Here is a 17598-nt window from a genome sequence, read left to right on the forward strand (position 1 = left end):
GTCAGAGGCTGTTGGAAGAAAGGTCGGCTAGGGCTTGCACGCCCGCACGCCCCGCAGCAGCAGGGCGATCAGGGCGTCGATCCGCGACGGGCATTCCGGCTTGGCCCACTCCTCGGCATGCGCCGGGTGGTGGTAGCGGACGGTTGCGTCGAACACGGCCCGCGCGGTCGCCTTCACATTGTCGACCTCGAACACGCCCTGCGCGACACCGTCGGCCAGGATTTTCGCGATCAGATCGACCTGCTTGTCCTTGTAGGCTTCCACCACCTCACGCGCGTCTTGCGCGAGCGCGAGGTAAGTCGCGAACATCTCGGGATCGTCGCAGACCTTCTTCTGCTTGATCGTGAAGGCGGTGCGCAGCCATTTCTCCAGCCGCTCCGGCGCAGGGCCATCGCTTGCCGCGAGCTTGCACAGCGGCTCGTTGGCGCGGTCGAGCCAGCGTTTGGCGACCGCATCGCGGAGCGAGGCTTTGCTGGGGAAATGGCGGTAGACGCTGCCGTGGCTGACATCCAGCGCACGGGCAACGTCGACAACGGTGGCCTTGGCGAGCCCGAAGCGCCTCAAAACATCCTCGGTTGCTTCGAGGATCCGCTCGGGTGTCAAAACCACCGCCTCGTTCATGCGTTTACCGTCTGGTTATCGCTGTCCTGCCCGCGGCTGAACTTGGCAGCCTGGGCTGCCAGATGGCGGGCGACGCGAAGATTGAGCCACTGTTGAATCTGGGCGGTCAATTGAAAGATTTCTATCGTCATGGAGGTAGTCCTTCGAGGTAGTCAAATTAAGTACGGCTCCCCCGGCGAAACGCCGGAACAGCCACTGGGCGCCCTCCTCCCTTGGGCTCTTGAGTACATACACCATCCCGCTGACAGATTTCAATATCTGTCAGACAAACTTTGCGAGATGACAGCTATGCGGTCCAGACGGGCCCATCGGGGGCCGCCGGCCCGGGCCCTGGATGGCGCGCAACAACGTTCCGTGAGCAGCCGGGCGGATCCGACGGTCCGTGCCTATGTCTCCTACGGTTACGCTGGGAGAGGCTGCCATGGACCGGCCGATGACCTTCAAGGAAGATCGCCAAGATCACCGCGGGCGCGGTGGTCTCGCTCGTCATCGTCGGGTGGCTGATGGTTCTCGCGATCGCATTCCTGACGGTGCTCTGAGGCCGCCTCACGGCACCGGAACCGGGTGCCGGAATCGAAAGGGGCCGCCTCACGCAGCGGCCCCTTTGCCGGGAAAATGGCTTGGGGATGAAATCTAGCCCCGGTTATCCACAGACTACACGGTTCAGGGAATTGAGGAATTCCGGTTGACTACTGTCCACCCCGCTGACCGATTATTGGCGATCCCTATTTTTATGCCATTCGCCGGGTGGGCGCCCCCTATCGCTGCTCGTCCTTGGGCGGCATCCGGGGCGGTGGCAGCGGCGTGAAGACCGACCCTTGCGCGCCCGCCGGCGGCGGCACGAAGGACCCGGTCGTGGAATCGCCGCCTGATGTCTCCAGGACCGTCTTCGGCGTGATGTACTCCCGGACGAAATCCATGATGGTGCCGTCGCCGCCGCCGAAATCGGCTGCCCGTCCGCCCTGCGGATGCCCGGCCTTGATCTCGTTGTCAGCGGTGTGGGTCTGCTCGGCCAGCGCATCGCTGTAGGGAATCCGGAAGGCGCGCGGCACGGCGCTCGGCCGGTTGTCTTCATCAAGCTCCTCAACCCAGAGATAGATCGAGCCCGGATCGCCCTCCAGCGAATGCGGCTCCACGATCCGCGTCGAGAGCAGCTTGAAATTCGACGGCAGCTTCTCCGCGGTGGCCCAGCCAAGCAGGCCGCGCATCCCACCGAAGCTGACGAAATAGAACGCGCTGGTGACGACGATGACGACAGCCTTCAGCGACCAGTGCAGCCGCGCATAGACCAGCACGATCAGCAGCAGCGCACCGACCATCGCGTAGGCCACCGCGAGCGTGAGGATCACTGACTGCAGGCTAATCATTGCGGAGCACCCTCACGCCGGATTTCGGGACGCCGGTGTTCGGATCGAGGTCGGCGCCATTGCGCCAACTGCTGCGGAAGGTTTCCAGCAGCGATTTCGGCCGCCGGTCGACGTTGATCACCTTGCCCTCGGCATCGAGACGAAACCTGACCGCAGTCTTCTCGTCGCCGGTATGATCGACGGTCAGCTTGTCGTCGAAGATCACCTGTGCGGTTGGATTGAGCTTCTGCACCTTCACATTGGCCTGCACCGGCTCGCCGGTCGTCGCCTGGAAATGCGAGACGTTGACGGTGTATTCGCCGGCGACGACGCCGCGCAAGGTGACGATCTCCTCGCGGATCGGGGACGCGATCTTCTTGCCGTTGACCACGATGAAGTCGTTGGCGCCACCGCGATCGTCGCGATCGAGCGTCAGGAAGCCTGCCTCGCGATGGCGGTACCAGGCGATGTTGCCGGCCGGGTCCTGCACGAACAGGTCGAGATCATCAGGGTGGTTGTCCGGCCAGTCCATCGTGATGATGAACTCCGCCTTGGAGTCGATCTTGCCTTCCTTAGAGTCCGGCGACACCGAAAGCAGCGCCAGGAAAAACAGGAAAGCGATCACCTGCAGCGCCTTGAACAGCATGACACCAAGGGGATCGAATGTTTCCTCGCGCGGATAGAGCCCGAACTCGTCCATCATGGCGGCGATCCGAGGCGACGTTCCAGCGCCGGGGTGACGTGCGTCTCGGTCAGCACGACCGCATCGGAGAACACCCGCTGGGTCGCGGAATCCAGCATGTAATACTGGATCCGGACCAGGATCGAGCCGATCAGCCCGGCCAGCGTCGTGTACATCGCGACCGCCATGCCGTCGCTCATCAGGCCCATCGACGATTTCATCGCGACCTTGTCGGCGGCATCGAGGGAGGCGATCGGCGCCAGCATGATGATGAAGCCGATGATGGTGCCGAGCAGGCCGAGCTTCATCAGCGTGTCGGACACGAAGGCTCCAAAGCCGTTCGACCCTCGCAGGCGATCGGCCAGCGTCCGCAGTAGCAGGGTCTGGTCGATGCGGCCCTTGGCTTGCGCATCGGCCTTCTGCACCAGGCTCTTGATGTGATCGGTGACGAGGCCGCCGGGCAGGCCGCGTGCGTCCGACGCCAGCACCTTGGCGCCATCGGGCGCGGCGAGGATGGCGCGGCAGCCGCGCGCGACCTCGCCTTCCCGCGCAATCGCCCGTGTCCGCCAGAAGCAATGGATGCAGGTGACGATGTAGAGCACGGCGATGACGCTGGAAATGTAGGTGCGGTCGGAACTGACCATGAGACGGATCAGCCCGTAGCGCCACAGCAGGAAGGCGGCGAACACCGAAAGGCCGGTGAAGATCATCCAGAGCAGCAGGACGCTGCGCTCCGCCGCATCCGTGCCGGCCGATGCGGCGGCGGCGCCGACCTTGGCATTCATGCTGCATGAGCTCCCTGTGACGATTGTTCCATGAGGCTCCGCGACGGCCTCACCTCCCGTTAGAGCAGAGCCTGTGGGCGCCGTCCAAAGACATCTGCCCAAGCTTCGTCGGGCAAATTTCCCGACCTGCATCGTTGCGCATGCTTACACTTGCCGGGAACGGGGTTGCTGTTACGCTTCGCCCCTGTTTCTGGATCGTGCTCCGGCCGTGGAGTGTCGCATGCGCCTCGTGCTTCAACTGGTCGCCCGCCTGCTCGTCATCGTCGCGCTGTGCCTGGCCGCGGCCACCTTCTGGGCCACCATCGATGCCTATCGCAGCGTCGATCGCGCCACGTCGGCGTCCGCCGAGCGGGTCTCGCAGGCGCTTGAAGCATTGTACTGGCGCGAATTGCTGCTGCGCAGCAGCCGGATGCGCGAGCAATTGCTGCCGGCGCCGGACTGGCGCACCATCGAAACCATGGGGCTGATCGCGCCGGGGATCTGCGTGCAGTTCGAACCGGCCGGCGCCTTCGAGAAGCCGCTGTGCGGCCAGAGCAAGGGGATCGGCAAGGCGCCGCCGCGCTGGTTCGCGGCAACCGTGCAGACCGTGCTCGGCGGTCACGCGACCGTCGAGCGGCCGATCAGCGCCCGCACTGCCACCGCCGGAACCGTCCGCGCCGTCTCCGATCCGGACGCAGCGATCGCGCTCGCCTGGCAGCACATCCTGGACAACATCCACGTCGCGCTGCTGATGGCGCTCGCCATCGCGCTGCTCGCCTCGCTCGCGATCGCGCACACGCTGGCGCCCGCCCACTCCATCGTGTCGGCGCTGCGGCGCATGGCCGAGGGCGAGTACCGCACGCCGCTGCCGCGCGTCCGCTCGATGGATCTCGCGATGATCGGACGCGCCGTCGGCGATCTCGGCGACCGCCTCGCGCAGGCCGAGGAGGAACGCACGATGCTGACGCGGCGGCTGCTCGAAATCCGCAGCGACGAACGCCGCGCGCTGGCGCGCGAGCTGCACGACGAGTTCGGCCAGAATCTCACCGCGATCCTGGCCTTCGCCACCACGATCGAGGCAAGCGCCGGGGACAAATACGCCGCCGGTACCGAAATTGCGCAGGATGCACGGATGATCTCGCAGGCGACGCGCCGCATCATCGCCTGCCTGCGCGATACGCTGAACCGCCTGCGCCATCCGCCGGCCGAGGAGCTCGGGCTCGAGGCAAGCCTGGTCGATCTCGTCGACAGCTGGCGATCGCGCTCGACGCAGCCGATGATCCAGCTCGATTTGCAGGGCGATCTGGCCGACATCAGCGGCACGGTCGCCGCGACTGCCTATCGCATCGCGCAGGAGTGCCTGACCAATGCGCTGCGCCACAGCGCTGCGCGCGAGATCGTGCTGCGGATCGAGCGGCGCACCGGAGCCGAGAACGCGCTCTTGGTGCGGGTCGAGGACGACGGCGGCGGCGATGCCGCCAAGGTGGCGCAGTCGGCGGGCTTCGGCCTCACCGGCGTGAGCGAGCGCGTGGCCGCGCTCGGTGGCTCGCTGTCGATCGCGACTGCCCGCCGCGGCCTCTCGGTCGCCGCCACGATTCCTCTTGCTGCCTGAGATGACGACCGTGTCGACGACAACTGTAAAGACTCGGGGCATCTCGATCCTGCTGGTCGACGATCATCCCGTCGTCCGCCAGGGTTATCGGCGCGTGCTCGAGCATCAGGACGATTTCCGCGTGGTTGCCGAGGCAGACAACGCCGCCAATGCCTACCGCGCCTTCAAGTCGCACCAGCCCGATGTAGTGGTGATGGACATCTCGATGCCCGGCGCGAGCGGACTGGAAGCGATCCGCAACATCCGCGCGCGCGATGCCGACGCCCGCATCCTGGTCTTCAGCATGCACAGCGAGGCCGCGCAGGTGAAGGCGGCGTTCGGCGCCGGCGCCAGCGGCTTCGTCACCAAGGGCAGCGAGCCGGCCGAGCTGATCGCGGCGATCCGCCAGGTGGCGCGCGGCGAGCATGCGATGAGCGACGACGTCGCCCGGGTGCTCGCGCTGGAGAGCCTGGTGCCGTCCAAATCGGCCCTCGACCAGCTCGGCGAGCGGGAGATCGAGATCCTCCGGCAGTTCGCGGCAGGCCACACCAAGGAGCAGATCGCTGAAAACCTCAACCTCAGCACCAAGACCGTGCAGAACTACCACTATCTGATCAAGGCCAAGACCGGCATGCGGACCGACGCCCAGCTGGTCCGCCTGGCCGTCGAATGCGGGCTGGCGAATTTGTAGCCGCTTTGTAGCCCGGGTGAGCGCAACGACACCCGGGAGCGGCCGCGAGGCCCCGGATATCGCTGCGCTCATCCGGGCTACGGCCACCACGCCGGCTATTTTGGCCGGATTTCCGCACTATATTCCTTGTGAGCGGCCACGCCCCGCTCGATTCGGAGCCCTCGATGATCCCCCGTTACACCCGCCCGGAAATGGCTTCCATCTGGGAGCCTCAGACGCGTTTCAAGATCTGGTTCGAGATCGAGGCGCATGCCGCCGACGCGCTCGCCGAGCTCGGCGTGATCCCCAAGGAAGCCGCCAAGACGATCTGGGCCAAGGGCAAGGATGCCACCTTCGACGTCGCGCGGATCGACGAGATCGAGCGTGAGACCAAGCACGACGTCATCGCCTTCCTGACCCATCTCGCCGAGATCGTCGGCCCCGAGGCGCGCTTCGTGCACCAGGGCATGACCTCCTCCGACGTGCTCGACACCTGCCTCAACGTCCAGCTCAAGCGTGCCGCCGACCTCTTGATCGCCGATCTCGACCGGGTGCTGGCGGCGCTGAAGACGCGTGCCTTCGAGCACAAGATGACGCCGACCATCGGCCGCTCCCACGGCATCCATGCCGAGCCGGTCACGTTCGGCCTCAAGCTCGCCTATGCCCATGCCGAGTTCGCACGCGCCCGCGCCCGCCTGGTCGCGGCGCGCGACGAGATCTCGACCTGCGCGATCTCGGGCGCGGTCGGCACCTTCGCCCAGATCGACCCGCGGGTCGAAGAGCACGTCGCGAAGGCGATGGGCCTGCGGCCGGAGCCGGTCTCGACGCAGGTGATCCCGCGCGACCGCCACGCGATGTATTTTGCCACCCTCGGCGTGATCGCCGCCTCGGTCGAGCGGCTCGCGGTCGAGGTGCGCCATTTGCAGCGCACCGAGGTGCTGGAAGCCGAGGAGTTCTTCTCCGAGGGCCAGAAGGGCTCGTCGTCGATGCCGCACAAGCGCAATCCGGTGCTGTCGGAGAACCTCTCCGGCCTGGCGCGCATGGTGCGCGCCTATGTGACGCCGGCGCTGGAAAACGTCGTGCTGTGGCACGAGCGCGACATCTCGCACTCCTCGGCCGAGCGCATGATGGCCCCCGACGCCACCGTCACGCTCGACTTCGCGCTGGTCCGGCTCGCCGGCCTGATCGAGAAGCTGCTGGTCTATCCGCAGAACATGCAGAAGAACCTCGACCGGCTCGGTGGCCTGGTGCATTCGCAGCGCGTGCTGATCGCGCTGACCCAGAAGGGCGCCAGCCGTGAGGACGCCTACAAGTTCGTGCAGCGCAACGCGATGCCGGTCTGGCGCGGCGAAGGCGACTTCCAGACGCTGCTGAAGCAGGACGCGGACGTGAAGAAATACCTGACGGATGCCGAGATCGAGGAAAAGTTCGACCTCGGCTATCACCTCAAGCATGTCGACGCGATCTTCCAGCGGGTGTTCGGGGAAGCGTGAACATTCTGTAGCCCGGATGGAGCGCAAGCGAAATCCGGGAGTCTTGCCGCGGATGCAGACCCCGGATTGCGCTGCGCTCCATCCGGGCTACGGGCTGCGGATTCGGTGCCATTCCCGCGTGACAAGTCGGCGGGTTAGGCTACGCTGCCCGCCCTACAAAGCTCACAAGAAACGGACGCTCCCTATGCCCATCGTCAATCGCGTTGCCGCCCTCTCGGATGAAATGGCCGCCTGGCGCCATGACTTCCACGAGAACCCCGAACTGCTCTACGAGGTCCACCGCACCGCCGGCATCGTCGCCGACAAGTTGCGCGAGTTCGGCTGCGACGAGGTGGTGACGGGGATCGGGCGCACCGGTGTGGTCGGCGTGATCCGCGGCCGCAAGTCCGGATCAGGCAAGACCATCGGGCTGCGCGCCGACATGGACGCGCTGCCGATCGCCGAGGCCTCGGGCGTCGCCTACGCCTCGAAGATCCCCGGCAAGATGCACGCCTGCGGCCATGACGGCCACACCGCGATGCTGCTGGGCGCTGCGAAATACCTCACCGAGACCCGCAATTTCGACGGCACCGCGGTCGTGATCTTCCAGCCCGCCGAGGAAGGCGGCGCCGGCGGCAAGGCGATGGTCGACGACGGCTTGATGACCCGCTGGGGCATCCAGGAGGTCTATGGCCTGCACAACATGCCCGGCCTGCCCGAGGGCTTTTTCGCGACCACGCCGGGCCCGATGCTGGCCTCGTCGGACACCTTGAAGATCGTCGTCCGCGGCAAGGGCGGCCATGCCGGCGCTGCCCCGCACGAGGCGGTCGACAGCGTGCTGATCGGCGCCCAGATCATCAATGCGCTGCAATCGATCGTGTCGCGCAATGTCGATCCGCTGAAATCGGCGGTCATCTCGATCACCATGTTCGAGGCCGGCGCCGCGTTCAACGTGATCCCGGAGACCGTCACGCTCGGCGGCACCGTGCGCACGCTGGATCCCGGCGTTCGCGATCTGGTCGAGCGCCGGATCGGCGAGGTCGCCTCCAACATCGCCAAGGCCTATGGCGGATCGGCAGAGACCGACTATGGGCGCATGTATCCGGTGACGCTGAACCATGCGCGCGAGGCCGGCATCGCCGCCGAGGTCGCCCGCGATGTGGCCGGCGCCGACCGCGTCAACGACAATCTAGTGCCGGTGATGGGCGCCGAGGATTTCGCGTTCATGCTGGAAGCGCGCCCCGGCGCGTTCGTGTTCCTCGGCATGGGCGACGGCCCGATGTGCCACCACCCGGCCTACAAGTTCAACGACAACATCCTCGGCCACGGCGCGTCCTACTGGGTGCGGCTGGTCGAGAAGCAGATGCCGGCGGGCTAGCTCCGCTTGCGTCATTGACGAATGGCGAACGGCCCGGCCGCGATCTGTCGCGGCCGGGCCGCTCGCATCACGAACGCGGCTGCTGTTGCGTGGTGCAGTGAATGCCGCCACCGCCGGCAGCGATGCCGTCGATGTTGAGCTGGATGATCTCCCGGCCCGGATACAGCTCGCGTAACCTCTCGCACGCGTTGCGGTCGGCTGCCGGGTCGCCGAACTCCGGGGCGATCACCGCACCATTGCAGACATAGAAATTAATATATCCGGCGGCGAAATCGTCCTCATTGCCGTATTTTGGACGGACCGTCGTTGGACCTGGCAGCTCCACAACCTTCAGGCGTCGACCTCTTGCATCCGTCGACGCGCGCAGCATTTTCAGGTGCTCTCTCGTGACCCCGTAGTCGTCGTCAAACGACGGGTCCATCTCAAGGCCTGCGACAACAACGCCTGGGCTGGTGAAGCGTGCATAGAAGTCGGTATGGCCGTCGGTGATCTCCTTGCCGGCGATGCCGGGCAGCCAGATGATCTTGTCCAGCCCAAGCAGGCGAGACAGCTCGGCTTCGCATTTGTCCTTCGACACACCGGGATTGCGATTTGGGTTGAGGACGCAGCTCTCGGTGATGATAGCTGTTCCTTCACCGTCGACTTCGATCCCGCCGCCTTCCAGCACCAGATCGGCTTTCAAGAAGGTTGCCTGCGCGGCTCCAGCCAGATGCTCTGCTACCCTAGCATCACGTGCATAAGGTTGCGGCTTGTTGCCCCAGCCGTTGAAATTGAAACCGACGGCGCCGAGTTGCCCGGCAGGATTGCTCACAAAGACCGGTCCCGTGTCGCGCAGCCACACATCATCGAGCGGTTGAACGACGAGGCCGACCGAGGGACCGCACAGTCGCGCGGCGATGTGGTAATCCTCCTCGCGCACGAGCATCTTCACCGGCTCATAGACCGCGATCGCCTTGGCAACGCTGGCGACATTATTTCTGACGATGGGAAGGAGCTTGGTGCCCCAGAGCTCCACCTCGGCGCCAAAGGCCATCCAGGTGGCAGCATGCGGGGCGCCTTCGTCTGGCATGCGCCATCGTGTTTGATCTCTTACAGTATCATTCATAGGCCCTCCCGCCGAGATAGCCGTTCCATATTCATCGCAAGATTGGCGCAATTCCGCAGCCTTGGCGCGGTGCCGCGCTAGCGGGCCTCTTGAGCTCGATCGGCCTCGCCCGCCCCCAGCATCCGCGCCGCGACCCGGTCGCGCTTGACGAAATGATGGAAGGCGACCGCGGCGAGGTGCAGCACGATCAGCGCGAGCAGCACATAGGCGAAGAAGATGTGGCGACCTTCATAGGCATCCGCCGCCGCCTTGTCAGGCGAGGTGATCTGGGGAACGTGGAACAGGCCGAAGAAGCTCGAATAATCCTGCGCGCGTGATCCGGAATGCGCCCAGCCCAGCATCGCGACCAGGATGGTGACGGCATAGAGCGCGCCATGGCTGACGTGGGCGGCGATCCGCTGCCAGGAGGGCATGTCGGCCGGCAGCGCCGGCGTCGGATTGACGCCGCGCCAGAGCAGCCGCAGCACGGTCAGCAGCAGCACCAGATAGCCGATATCGGCATGGATCGACCGGTAGAAAAACTTGTCCGCCCGTGCCGGGAAGTGGTTCATCCACCAGCCATAGGCCAGCATGCCGATGATGGTGATGCCCAGCACCCAGTGGAACGCGCGGGCGAGCGAGCCCCAGCTCGCGGTCGTATTGCGGATCATGGTCGAGTTGCCCCGTTTGGATTTCGCACGTCGCAGCAATAGTTTGCCGTGATACTTGCAGGGATTGGTCAAGGCCATATGAAATTCCCGGCTTCACCGCCTTTTGTCGGCCGCAGAGGCCGGGTAGCCAAAACAACTGAATGGTAACCCTGCTTCGGATAGACTTTTCACCGTGTCCAGTCCCCCGACCATCCTCATCTTCGATTCCGGCCTCGGCGGCCTCACCGTACTGCGCGAGATCGTTCGGGCCCGGCCCGACGCGCACTATGTGTATGTCGCCGACGACGCCTTCTTCCCCTATGGCCACCATACCGAGGACGAGATCATCGCCCGGGTGGTACCGCTGGTCGGCGAGCTGATCGAGGCCCACGCGCCCGATCTCGTCGTAATCGCCTGCAACACGGCATCGACCCTGGTCATGTCGCACCTGCGCGATGCCTATCGCCTGCCCTTCGTCGGCACGGTGCCAGCGATCAAGCCGGCCTGCGCCTCGTCGAAGACCAGGCGCGTCTCGGTACTCGGCACAAGAGGCACCGTGAAACGGGAATATACCCGCAAGCTGATCTCGGATTTCGCGCAGGGCTGCGAGGTGACGCTGGTCGGCTCCGGTGAGCTCGCTTCGCTCGCCGAAGCCGCGCTCAGCGGCGAGAAGGTGCGCGACGAGGACATCGTGGCCGAGCTCGCGCCCTGCTTCGTCGGCGACGGCGCCAATGACCCCGCCCGCACCGACACCGTCGTGCTCGCCTGCACGCATTATCCGCTGCTGCTGGAACGCCTGACCAGGCTCGCGCCCTGGCCGGTCGACTGGATCGATCCGGCGCCCGCGATCGCCCGCCGCGTCGCCGATTTGCTCGGCCCGGCCGGCATGGAGAGCGATGAGGCCGGCGCCGAGATGATCTTCACCTCGAAGCGCCCGCACAGACTGACCGAAGCGCTGACGCCCTTCTTCGGCGGCCGTGTCCCGGCCTGATCCTTTTCGCCGTCGCCATGTGCTGCTAGCTTCCCCTCGCCTCATCGAGGGAGCACTGCATTGACCTCAGCACCGCTGACGCCGCTCAACCGCCTGCGCAAGGCGTGGCGCGACAAGCGCCCGACCTTCGGCGCGATCGCGACCATTCCGAGCATCCAGACCGTGCAGATCATGGCGCAGTCGCTGGACTGGATCATCGTCGATCTCGAGCATGGCCCGATCGATCTCGGCACCGCGCATGGGATGATCGTGGCCACGTCAGGCACGCCATGCGTGCCGATGGTGCGGATCGCCGCCAACGAGCCGCACCTCGCCAAGGCGCCGATGGACATCGGCGCGCTCGGCATCAACTTCCCGATGATCTGCAACCGCGGCGACGCCGAGAAGGCTGCGCGCAGCGTGCGCTATCCGCCGAAGGGCGACCGGCTCTGGGGCCCGTTCCATGCGCCGTTCCGTTGGGGCGTCTCGATGAACGACTACATGGCGACCGCGGACGACGACATGATCTGCATGATCACGATCGAGCATGTCGATGCCGTCAACCGGATCGACGAGATCATGGCGACACCAGGCATCGACCTCGCGGTGATCGGGCCCGGCGATCTCGCCACCTCGATCAACAAGCGCGGGCTAGCAGACGATCCCGAAGTGGTCGCGCTGATGCAGCGCGCCGAACAAGGCATCCTGAAGAGCGGCGTGCCGATCGGCGGCGTCGCTCGCACCGCCGAGCAGGCCAATGCGATGATCGAGCGGGGTTACCTCGCGCTCGCGCTCGGCTTCGACTGGTCGTTGTTCCAGCGCGGCATCGCCGCCGCGTTCGCCGGGATCAAGCGGTAGGCGTGACGCGTGGCTGACCACGCGCTTCGCGCGCTCACCTGCCGACGAGCGGGTTCCAATCACGTCATCGAGGAGCCACAGCGACGCTCAGCGGCGTGCCTTCAGCATCGTGCCTGTGGGTGAGCACGGCAATTGCCGAAGCAGCTTGTAAGCCCCGCGTAATCAAGGCCGCGCATGATTCCACGATAGCCTGCGCTATTGGATGAACGGACTAACTAATCCCAATGTCGAAACCGCAGATCACACAACGCTTGCCTTCCGCCGCGATTCCGCGCTGCTAGGCTTTCGCGCCTTGGGAGGAAAATGCATGTTCAGGAACTTGCTGCTTGGTCTTACCGTGATTGCCTTTGCCGGTGCCGGCGCTGCCTTTGCGCAGCAGAGCGGCATCAAGCGGACACCGCTGCAGAAGGTCGATTTATCGGCGGGCTACAACACGGTCACGGCGATTGCCGAGGTTCCAGCGGGGGTGCGTCGGGTCGTCACAGCCATCCCGGCGCTGAAACCGGCTATGTGCTCGAGGGCGAGCTGGAACTTGTGATCGACGGCAAGCCGCCGTTGAAGCTGAAGGCAGGCGATTCCTACCAGATCCCGGAAGGTGCGGTGCACGATGCCAAAACTTCCGGCGACAAGCCGCTCAAGGTGCTAGGGGTCTACGTGATCAAGGCCGGCGAGCCCTTGGCCAAACCGGCGCCGTGAGCCGAACCTGTTGGCCTCCGACCAGTTGGTTCATGTTGGCTTCAGGTGCGGCGAGCAACCATCCGCGCTCGCCGGGCTTTTGATTTTTGCCTGATTGCAGGGATATGAACCGAACAGATGCGCGGTAAATTTCGTCGGATTTCATTGCCGCGCCGTCTCGTCGCCGATCTGATGTACGCGTCGGCCGGCGTGCCGTTCGTCTCCCTGACACGCTCGCTGAACGTTCGTACGCTGGTGGAGGCCCGCGCACGCGTGGCGCAGGCGCCAGGCTGGGCCTCGATCTTCGTCAAGGCATTCGCGCTGGTCGCCAAGACCGAACCGACCCTGCGCACGCTGCACGTCAAATGGCCCTGGCCCTGTCTCTACGAGCTGCCGTGCAGCGTCGGCATGGTGGCGATTGCGCGCGTTGAGAAGGGCGAGGAATGCGTGCTGTTCGAACGCGTCCGGGGTGCCGATGAGATGGCGCTTGGTGATGTCGATGCGCTGATCCGGCGCGCCAAGACCGCGCCGCTCCACGAAATCCCCTCCTTCCGCAAAATACTCTGCGTGACGCGCCTTCCGTTTCCGCTGCGACGCCTGGCTTGGGCGATCGGGTTGAATTTCGGCCGGCAGCGCGCCAATTTCTGCGGCAACTTCGGCGTGACATCGGTCGCGGCCTACGGCCCGGGCGAATTGCACGCGCTGAGCCCCGGGCCATTCCTGCTGAGCTATGGCGTGATCAAGCCGGACCTGACCGTCGATGTGGTGCTGCGCTGGGACCATCTGGTCTGCGACGCCGCCCTGATCGCCAAAACCCTGACCCGGCTCGAGCAGGTGCTCGGCGGCGAAATCGCCGCGGAATTGGGCGCGATCCGGCCGCAAGCCGACGCCCGACCGGTCCGGGCCGTCGGAACCCGGCTTTGAGCTGTGAAACCGGCTAATTTTGACGCCGATTCGGCCCAAATCGGCCTGCGTTTTGTTTGACAGAGCCGGACTTTCTCCTTAAGACCACCCTTGCTCGCGGGCCGGTTTCGGCCCGCGATGCGTTTCGCGACCCGTGGTTCTCCCCGAGCTTTCGAGGCGGACCTGTCGGTACGGGCCTTTTGGCCGGTACACAGGAGGGCGCGTCTCCTCAAACCTGAAACTGACAAAACGCCGGGCGCTTCGTGCGACGGCTATCAAAGAGGACGCGATGACAAAGCGCAGTGAGGCGAAGTACAAGATCGATCGCCGCATGGGCCAGAACATCTGGGGCCGCCCGAAGAGCCCTGTGAACCGCCGCGAATACGGCCCCGGCCAGCACGGCCAGCGCCGCAAGGGCAAGCTCTCCGACTTCGGCGTGCAGCTCCGCGCCAAACAGAAGCTGAAGGGCTACTACGCCAACATTTCCGAGCGCCAGTTCCACGGCATTTATGTCGAGGCCAGCCGCCTGAAGGGCGACACCGGCGAGAACCTGATCGGCCTGCTCGAGCGCCGTCTCGACACCGTGGTCTATCGCGCCAAGTTCGTCGCCACGATGTTCGCTGCGCGCCAGTTCATCAACCACGGCCACGTCAAGGTGAATGGCCGCAAGGTCAACATCGGCAGCTACAAGCTGAAGGTCGGCGACACCATCGAGGTCAAGGAAGCCTCCAAGCAGCTGACCCCGGTGCTGGAAGCCGCCCAGCTGCCCGAGCGCGACCTGCCCGACTTCCTCGAAGTCGATCATGGCAAGATGACCGCGAAATTCGTCCGCATCCCGGCGCTCGGCGACGTGCCGTTCCCGGTGCAGATGGAGCCGCATCTGATCGTCGAATTCTATTCGCGCTGATCACAGCAGCGTTGCGAGATCCGAAAGGCCCCGGTTTTGCCGGGGCCTTTTTGTTTGAGCGTGAGACGACTATTATACCGAGGACTTGCATGCGCACGACTTGGCAGATCGCTGCCCACGGAGATTCTTGCCGATGACCCGGTTACTCGAACAGGCGTTCGACACAGTCTCAAATTTGCCTGACACGGAGCAGGACGAGCTCGCGCGTATCATGCTGCAGCTTGCCGGTGTCGACCAACCGCCGCTCCAGCTGACGCCGGAAGAGGACGCCGATCTGGCCGAGGCCGACGCCGAGATTGCGCGCGGCGAATTGGCAACGGCCGAGGAAGTTCGTGCGATGTGGACCAAGCACGGGCTGTGAACGTCCGCTATACGCAACGCGCACTTGTTCAGATTGATCGAGCGCTGTCCTATGTCGAGGCACGATCGCCTCAAGGGGCAATCCACATTCGCGACCGCATCCTGGACCTTGTCACGCTGCTGCAGGAACAACCCCGTGCGGGGCGCGCGACAAGCCGTCCAGGCGTCCGCCGGCTGCCGGCCACGCCATATCCGTACCTGATCGACTATCGCGTGACGCCGACCGAGATTATCGTTATGCGGTTTCGTCACGCTGCACGGAGACCAATACGCTAGCAGCGAATCCGCCCACCCAGCGCGGAGCGATGAGGAAAGCATGCACTACACCCCTGCCCGGCCCGATCCCAAGGCGCCCGCCGTCCGCATCAACCTGTTGTCGGACACGCAAACCAAGCCGACGCCGGCAATGCGCGAGGCGATGGCAAAGGCCGAGGTCGGCGACGAGCAAGTCGGTGACGATCCGACCACCAATGAGCTCAACGCCCGCGTCGCCGATCTGCTCGGCAAGGAGGCCGCCGTCTTCATGCCGTCGGGCACGATGTGCAACGTCGCGGCGACACTGGCCTATTGCCGCCCCGGCGACGAGATCCTGGCGCACGCGACCGCGCATATCATCGCCCGCGAGGGCGGCGCGCATGCCGCGCTCGGCGGTTTCCAGATCACGCAACTGCCGGGCGACGACGGCCAGTTCACGCCGGAGACCTTCCGCGCCGCACTGCATCCGCGCACCCGCTACCAGCCGCCGCAGGTGCTCGTCAGCGTCGAGCAGACCGCCAATATCGGCGGCGGCACGATCTGGAAGAAGACCGCGCTGGATGAGGTCGTGCGCATCGCCAAGGACCACGGGCTTGTGACCCACATGGACGGTGCGCGCCTCCTGAACGCGACCGTCGCCTCAGGCATCGCGCCGCGCGACATGACGGCGGGTTGGGATTCCGCCTGGATCGATTTCTCCAAGGGACTCGGCGCACCGATCGGCGGCGTGATCGCCGGCACCCGCGCCTTCATCGACGACGTCTGGCGCTGGAAGCAGCGGCTCGGCGGCTCGATGCGGCAGTCCGGCGTCTGTGCCGCCGCCTGCATCTACGCGCTCGATCACCATGTCGACCGCCTCGCCGACGACCATGCCAATGCGCGGGCGCTGGCGCGAGGACTGGCGCAGATCAACGGCATCGCGGTGCAGGCGCCCGAGACCAACCTCGTCTTCTTCAAGCCCGACGGCGCCGGCGTCTCCGGCGACAAGATGGTCGCGGAGCTGCGCAAGCGCGGGGTGACGCTCGCAATGATGGACGGCCGGATCAGGGCCTGCACGCATCTCGACGTCACGGCCGCGATGATCGAGGAAGCGGTCGGTCACGTCAGAGATATCGTCCGCGGGGCGTAGATCCGTAGCCCGGTGAGCAGCTAGCGCCCCATCGCCTGATAGATCAGCGTCTTCAGCTCCTGCTGGATCCGGCCGCGCTGTGACGGCGTCTGCACCATGAAGATCCCGAACAGATCGTCGGCGGGGTCGATGAAGAAGAACGTCCCGCCGACGCCGTCCCAGCGATATTCGCCGATCGGCCAGGACGTGTTCGGCGGCACCGAGGTACGGACCGCGAAACCGAGGCCGAAGCCGGAGTTCGGCCCCGGATAATAGTTCTTGTCGCGCACGACACCGGTTTCGGGACCGATGTGATCGGACGCCATCAGCGCGATGGTTTCCGGTTTCAGGTAGCGCTTCCCGCCATAGCTGCCGCCGTTCAACAGCATCTGCGAGAAGCGCGCATAGTCGCCGACGGTGCCGACCATGCCGCCGCCGCCGGATTCCCGTCGCAGCGGCTGGCGCGGGTCGCTGACGTCGGCGACCGGACTGATGATGCGATCCTTCGGCGTCGGCTCGGCGATCAGCGGCCACTTCGCCCGGTCGGCAACATAGAATGCGGTCTCGTTCATGCCGAGCGGGCCGAGCAGCCGCTCCTTCTCGACCTGAAACAGGGATTTACCTGTGATCACCTCGATGATGCGGCCGAGCACGTCGGTGGAATGGCCGTAATCCCATTGCGTGCCGGGTTGCTCGGCGAGCGGCAGCGCGGTGAGCCGCGCCGCGAATTCGGCATTGTCGGGATCGTTGTCGAGCAGGCCGGCATCGGCGTAGGTCCTGTTCACGAGACCGCCGCCATAATAGCCGTAGGGCAGTCCTGCCGTGTGGCGCATCAGGTCTTCGATCGTCACCGGACGCTTGAGCGGCTCGAGCGTCATCGTCGCCTTGCCCTCATCGCCGCGCTTTTCGACGCCGACCTTCATGTCGGCAAAGGCCGGGATGTATTTCGACACCGGATCGCTGAGAGCGAGCCTGCCCTCCTCCACCAGCATCATCGCGATGACTGACGTGATCGGCTTCGACATCGAATAGAGACGGAAGATGGTTTCCGCGCTCATCGACAATTCGGTTGCGACGTCGCGAACCCCGAAATTCTCGTAGTAGACCGGCTTGCCGTGCTGCTGCAGCAGCAGGATCGCGCCGGGGATCTTCCCGCTCGCGATCTCGTTCCTGACATAGTCGGAGACCTTGGCGAGGCCTTCCGGAGAAAAGCTGTGCGCGGCCGGGCCCGCGGAGCCGGCCTGCGCAACCGTTGCGACGAGGGCGACCGCGAGTGCCGCGATGAGCGCGCGGCACCCATGCAT

At 65.2% G+C, this 17598-nt stretch carries 19 protein-coding genes and 1 pseudogene; 12 read left to right on the forward strand and 8 right to left on the reverse strand.

Going from position 1 to position 17598, the window contains the following annotated elements; all coding sequences use genetic code 11:
* Positions 1–27: 27 nt before the first annotated feature.
* The 5 genes from JQ573_RS11060 to JQ573_RS11075 all read right to left on the reverse strand — a co-directional run bounded on the left by JQ573_RS11060 (position 28) and on the right by JQ573_RS11075 (position 3434).
* Positions 28–621: a TetR family transcriptional regulator gene (locus tag JQ573_RS11060; protein WP_212309952.1), complete on the reverse strand. Its 594-nt coding sequence runs from the start codon at positions 619–621 to the stop codon at positions 28–30.
* On the reverse strand, positions 618–752 hold the full coding sequence (locus tag JQ573_RS40605) for a hypothetical protein (protein ID WP_256375171.1): 135 nt from the start codon (positions 750–752) through the stop codon (positions 618–620). The genes JQ573_RS11060 and JQ573_RS40605 overlap by 4 nt, the downstream gene beginning before the upstream one ends.
* Before the next feature lie 627 nt (positions 753–1379).
* Positions 1380–1988, reverse strand: a complete 609-nt coding sequence (locus JQ573_RS11065; protein ID WP_212309953.1) for a hypothetical protein — start codon at positions 1986–1988, stop codon at positions 1380–1382.
* On the reverse strand, positions 1981–2670 hold the full coding sequence (locus tag JQ573_RS11070) for a hypothetical protein (protein ID WP_212309954.1): 690 nt from the start codon (positions 2668–2670) through the stop codon (positions 1981–1983). Before JQ573_RS11070 ends, JQ573_RS11065 begins: the two co-directional genes overlap by 8 nt.
* Positions 2667–3434, reverse strand: coding sequence for a MotA/TolQ/ExbB proton channel family protein (locus JQ573_RS11075; RefSeq protein WP_212309955.1), 768 nt, complete (start codon positions 3432–3434; stop codon positions 2667–2669). Before JQ573_RS11075 ends, JQ573_RS11070 begins: the two co-directional genes overlap by 4 nt.
* Before the next feature lie 220 nt (positions 3435–3654).
* Between JQ573_RS11075 and JQ573_RS11080 the strand changes: the two genes are divergently transcribed.
* From JQ573_RS11080 to JQ573_RS11095, 4 genes are all read left to right on the forward strand, one after another.
* The gene (locus JQ573_RS11080) at positions 3655–5025 is read left to right on the forward strand and encodes a sensor histidine kinase (RefSeq protein ID WP_212309956.1); all 1371 of its coding nucleotides are present in this window, start codon (positions 3655–3657) and stop codon (positions 5023–5025) included.
* Position 5026: 1 nt separating this feature from the next.
* Positions 5027–5695 (forward strand): response regulator transcription factor, encoded by a 669-nt coding sequence (locus JQ573_RS11085; protein WP_212309957.1) that lies wholly within the window; start codon positions 5027–5029, stop codon positions 5693–5695.
* Between the two features lie 164 nt (positions 5696–5859).
* Positions 5860–7167 (forward strand): adenylosuccinate lyase, encoded by a 1308-nt coding sequence (gene purB / locus JQ573_RS11090; RefSeq protein ID WP_212309958.1) that lies wholly within the window; start codon positions 5860–5862, stop codon positions 7165–7167.
* Between the two features lie 184 nt (positions 7168–7351).
* Complete coding sequence (locus JQ573_RS11095; RefSeq protein WP_212309959.1) at positions 7352–8524, forward strand: M20 aminoacylase family protein; 1173 nt, start codon at positions 7352–7354, stop codon at positions 8522–8524.
* Positions 8525–8591: 67 nt separating this feature from the next.
* On the opposite strand, the gene JQ573_RS11100 is transcribed toward JQ573_RS11095, so the two are convergent.
* Both JQ573_RS11100 and JQ573_RS11105 read right to left on the reverse strand, forming a co-directional pair.
* Positions 8592–9593, reverse strand: a complete 1002-nt coding sequence (locus tag JQ573_RS11100; protein ID WP_212309960.1) for an agmatine/peptidylarginine deiminase — start codon at positions 9591–9593, stop codon at positions 8592–8594.
* Positions 9594–9706: 113 nt separating this feature from the next.
* Entirely contained in the window at positions 9707–10279 is a 573-nt protein-coding gene (locus JQ573_RS11105) for a cytochrome b (RefSeq protein ID WP_212310740.1), read from the reverse strand.
* A gap of 172 nt (positions 10280–10451) precedes the next feature.
* Between JQ573_RS11105 and murI the strand changes: the two genes are divergently transcribed.
* The 8 genes and pseudogenes from murI to JQ573_RS11145 all read left to right on the forward strand — a co-directional run bounded on the left by murI (position 10452) and on the right by JQ573_RS11145 (position 16315).
* Positions 10452–11249: a glutamate racemase gene (gene murI, locus JQ573_RS11110; RefSeq protein ID WP_212309961.1), complete on the forward strand. Its 798-nt coding sequence runs from the start codon at positions 10452–10454 to the stop codon at positions 11247–11249.
* A 60-nt stretch (positions 11250–11309) separates the two neighbouring features.
* Complete coding sequence (locus tag JQ573_RS11115) at positions 11310–12086, forward strand: HpcH/HpaI aldolase/citrate lyase family protein (RefSeq protein ID WP_212309962.1); 777 nt, start codon at positions 11310–11312, stop codon at positions 12084–12086.
* A 307-nt stretch (positions 12087–12393) separates the two neighbouring features.
* Positions 12394–12782: pseudogene (locus JQ573_RS11120) on the forward strand (cupin domain-containing protein).
* Positions 12783–12899: 117 nt separating this feature from the next.
* Positions 12900–13685, forward strand: coding sequence for an acyltransferase (locus JQ573_RS11125; RefSeq protein ID WP_212309963.1), 786 nt, complete (start codon positions 12900–12902; stop codon positions 13683–13685).
* Positions 13686–13953: 268 nt separating this feature from the next.
* Positions 13954–14571 carry a 30S ribosomal protein S4 gene (rpsD, locus tag JQ573_RS11130; RefSeq protein ID WP_092115295.1) on the forward strand — a complete coding sequence of 206 codons (618 nt, stop codon included), beginning with the start codon at positions 13954–13956 and terminating at the stop codon, positions 14569–14571.
* Between the two features lie 133 nt (positions 14572–14704).
* Positions 14705–14932 carry a hypothetical protein gene (locus JQ573_RS11135; RefSeq protein WP_212309964.1) on the forward strand — a complete coding sequence of 76 codons (228 nt, stop codon included), beginning with the start codon at positions 14705–14707 and terminating at the stop codon, positions 14930–14932.
* Positions 14929–15207, forward strand: coding sequence for a type II toxin-antitoxin system RelE/ParE family toxin (locus tag JQ573_RS11140; RefSeq protein ID WP_312011458.1), 279 nt, complete (start codon positions 14929–14931; stop codon positions 15205–15207). The genes JQ573_RS11135 and JQ573_RS11140 overlap by 4 nt, the downstream gene beginning before the upstream one ends.
* Before the next feature lie 40 nt (positions 15208–15247).
* Positions 15248–16315 carry a low specificity L-threonine aldolase gene (locus JQ573_RS11145; protein ID WP_212309966.1) on the forward strand — a complete coding sequence of 356 codons (1068 nt, stop codon included), beginning with the start codon at positions 15248–15250 and terminating at the stop codon, positions 16313–16315.
* 20 nt (positions 16316–16335) lie between these two features.
* Here JQ573_RS11145 and JQ573_RS11150 read toward each other — a convergent pair whose 3' ends face one another.
* Positions 16336–17598 (reverse strand): serine hydrolase, encoded by a 1263-nt coding sequence (locus JQ573_RS11150; protein ID WP_212309967.1) that lies wholly within the window; start codon positions 17596–17598, stop codon positions 16336–16338.

This window comes from Bradyrhizobium sp. AUGA SZCCT0105, from assembly GCF_018129565.1.
Lineage (GTDB): Bacteria > Pseudomonadota > Alphaproteobacteria > Rhizobiales > Xanthobacteraceae > Bradyrhizobium.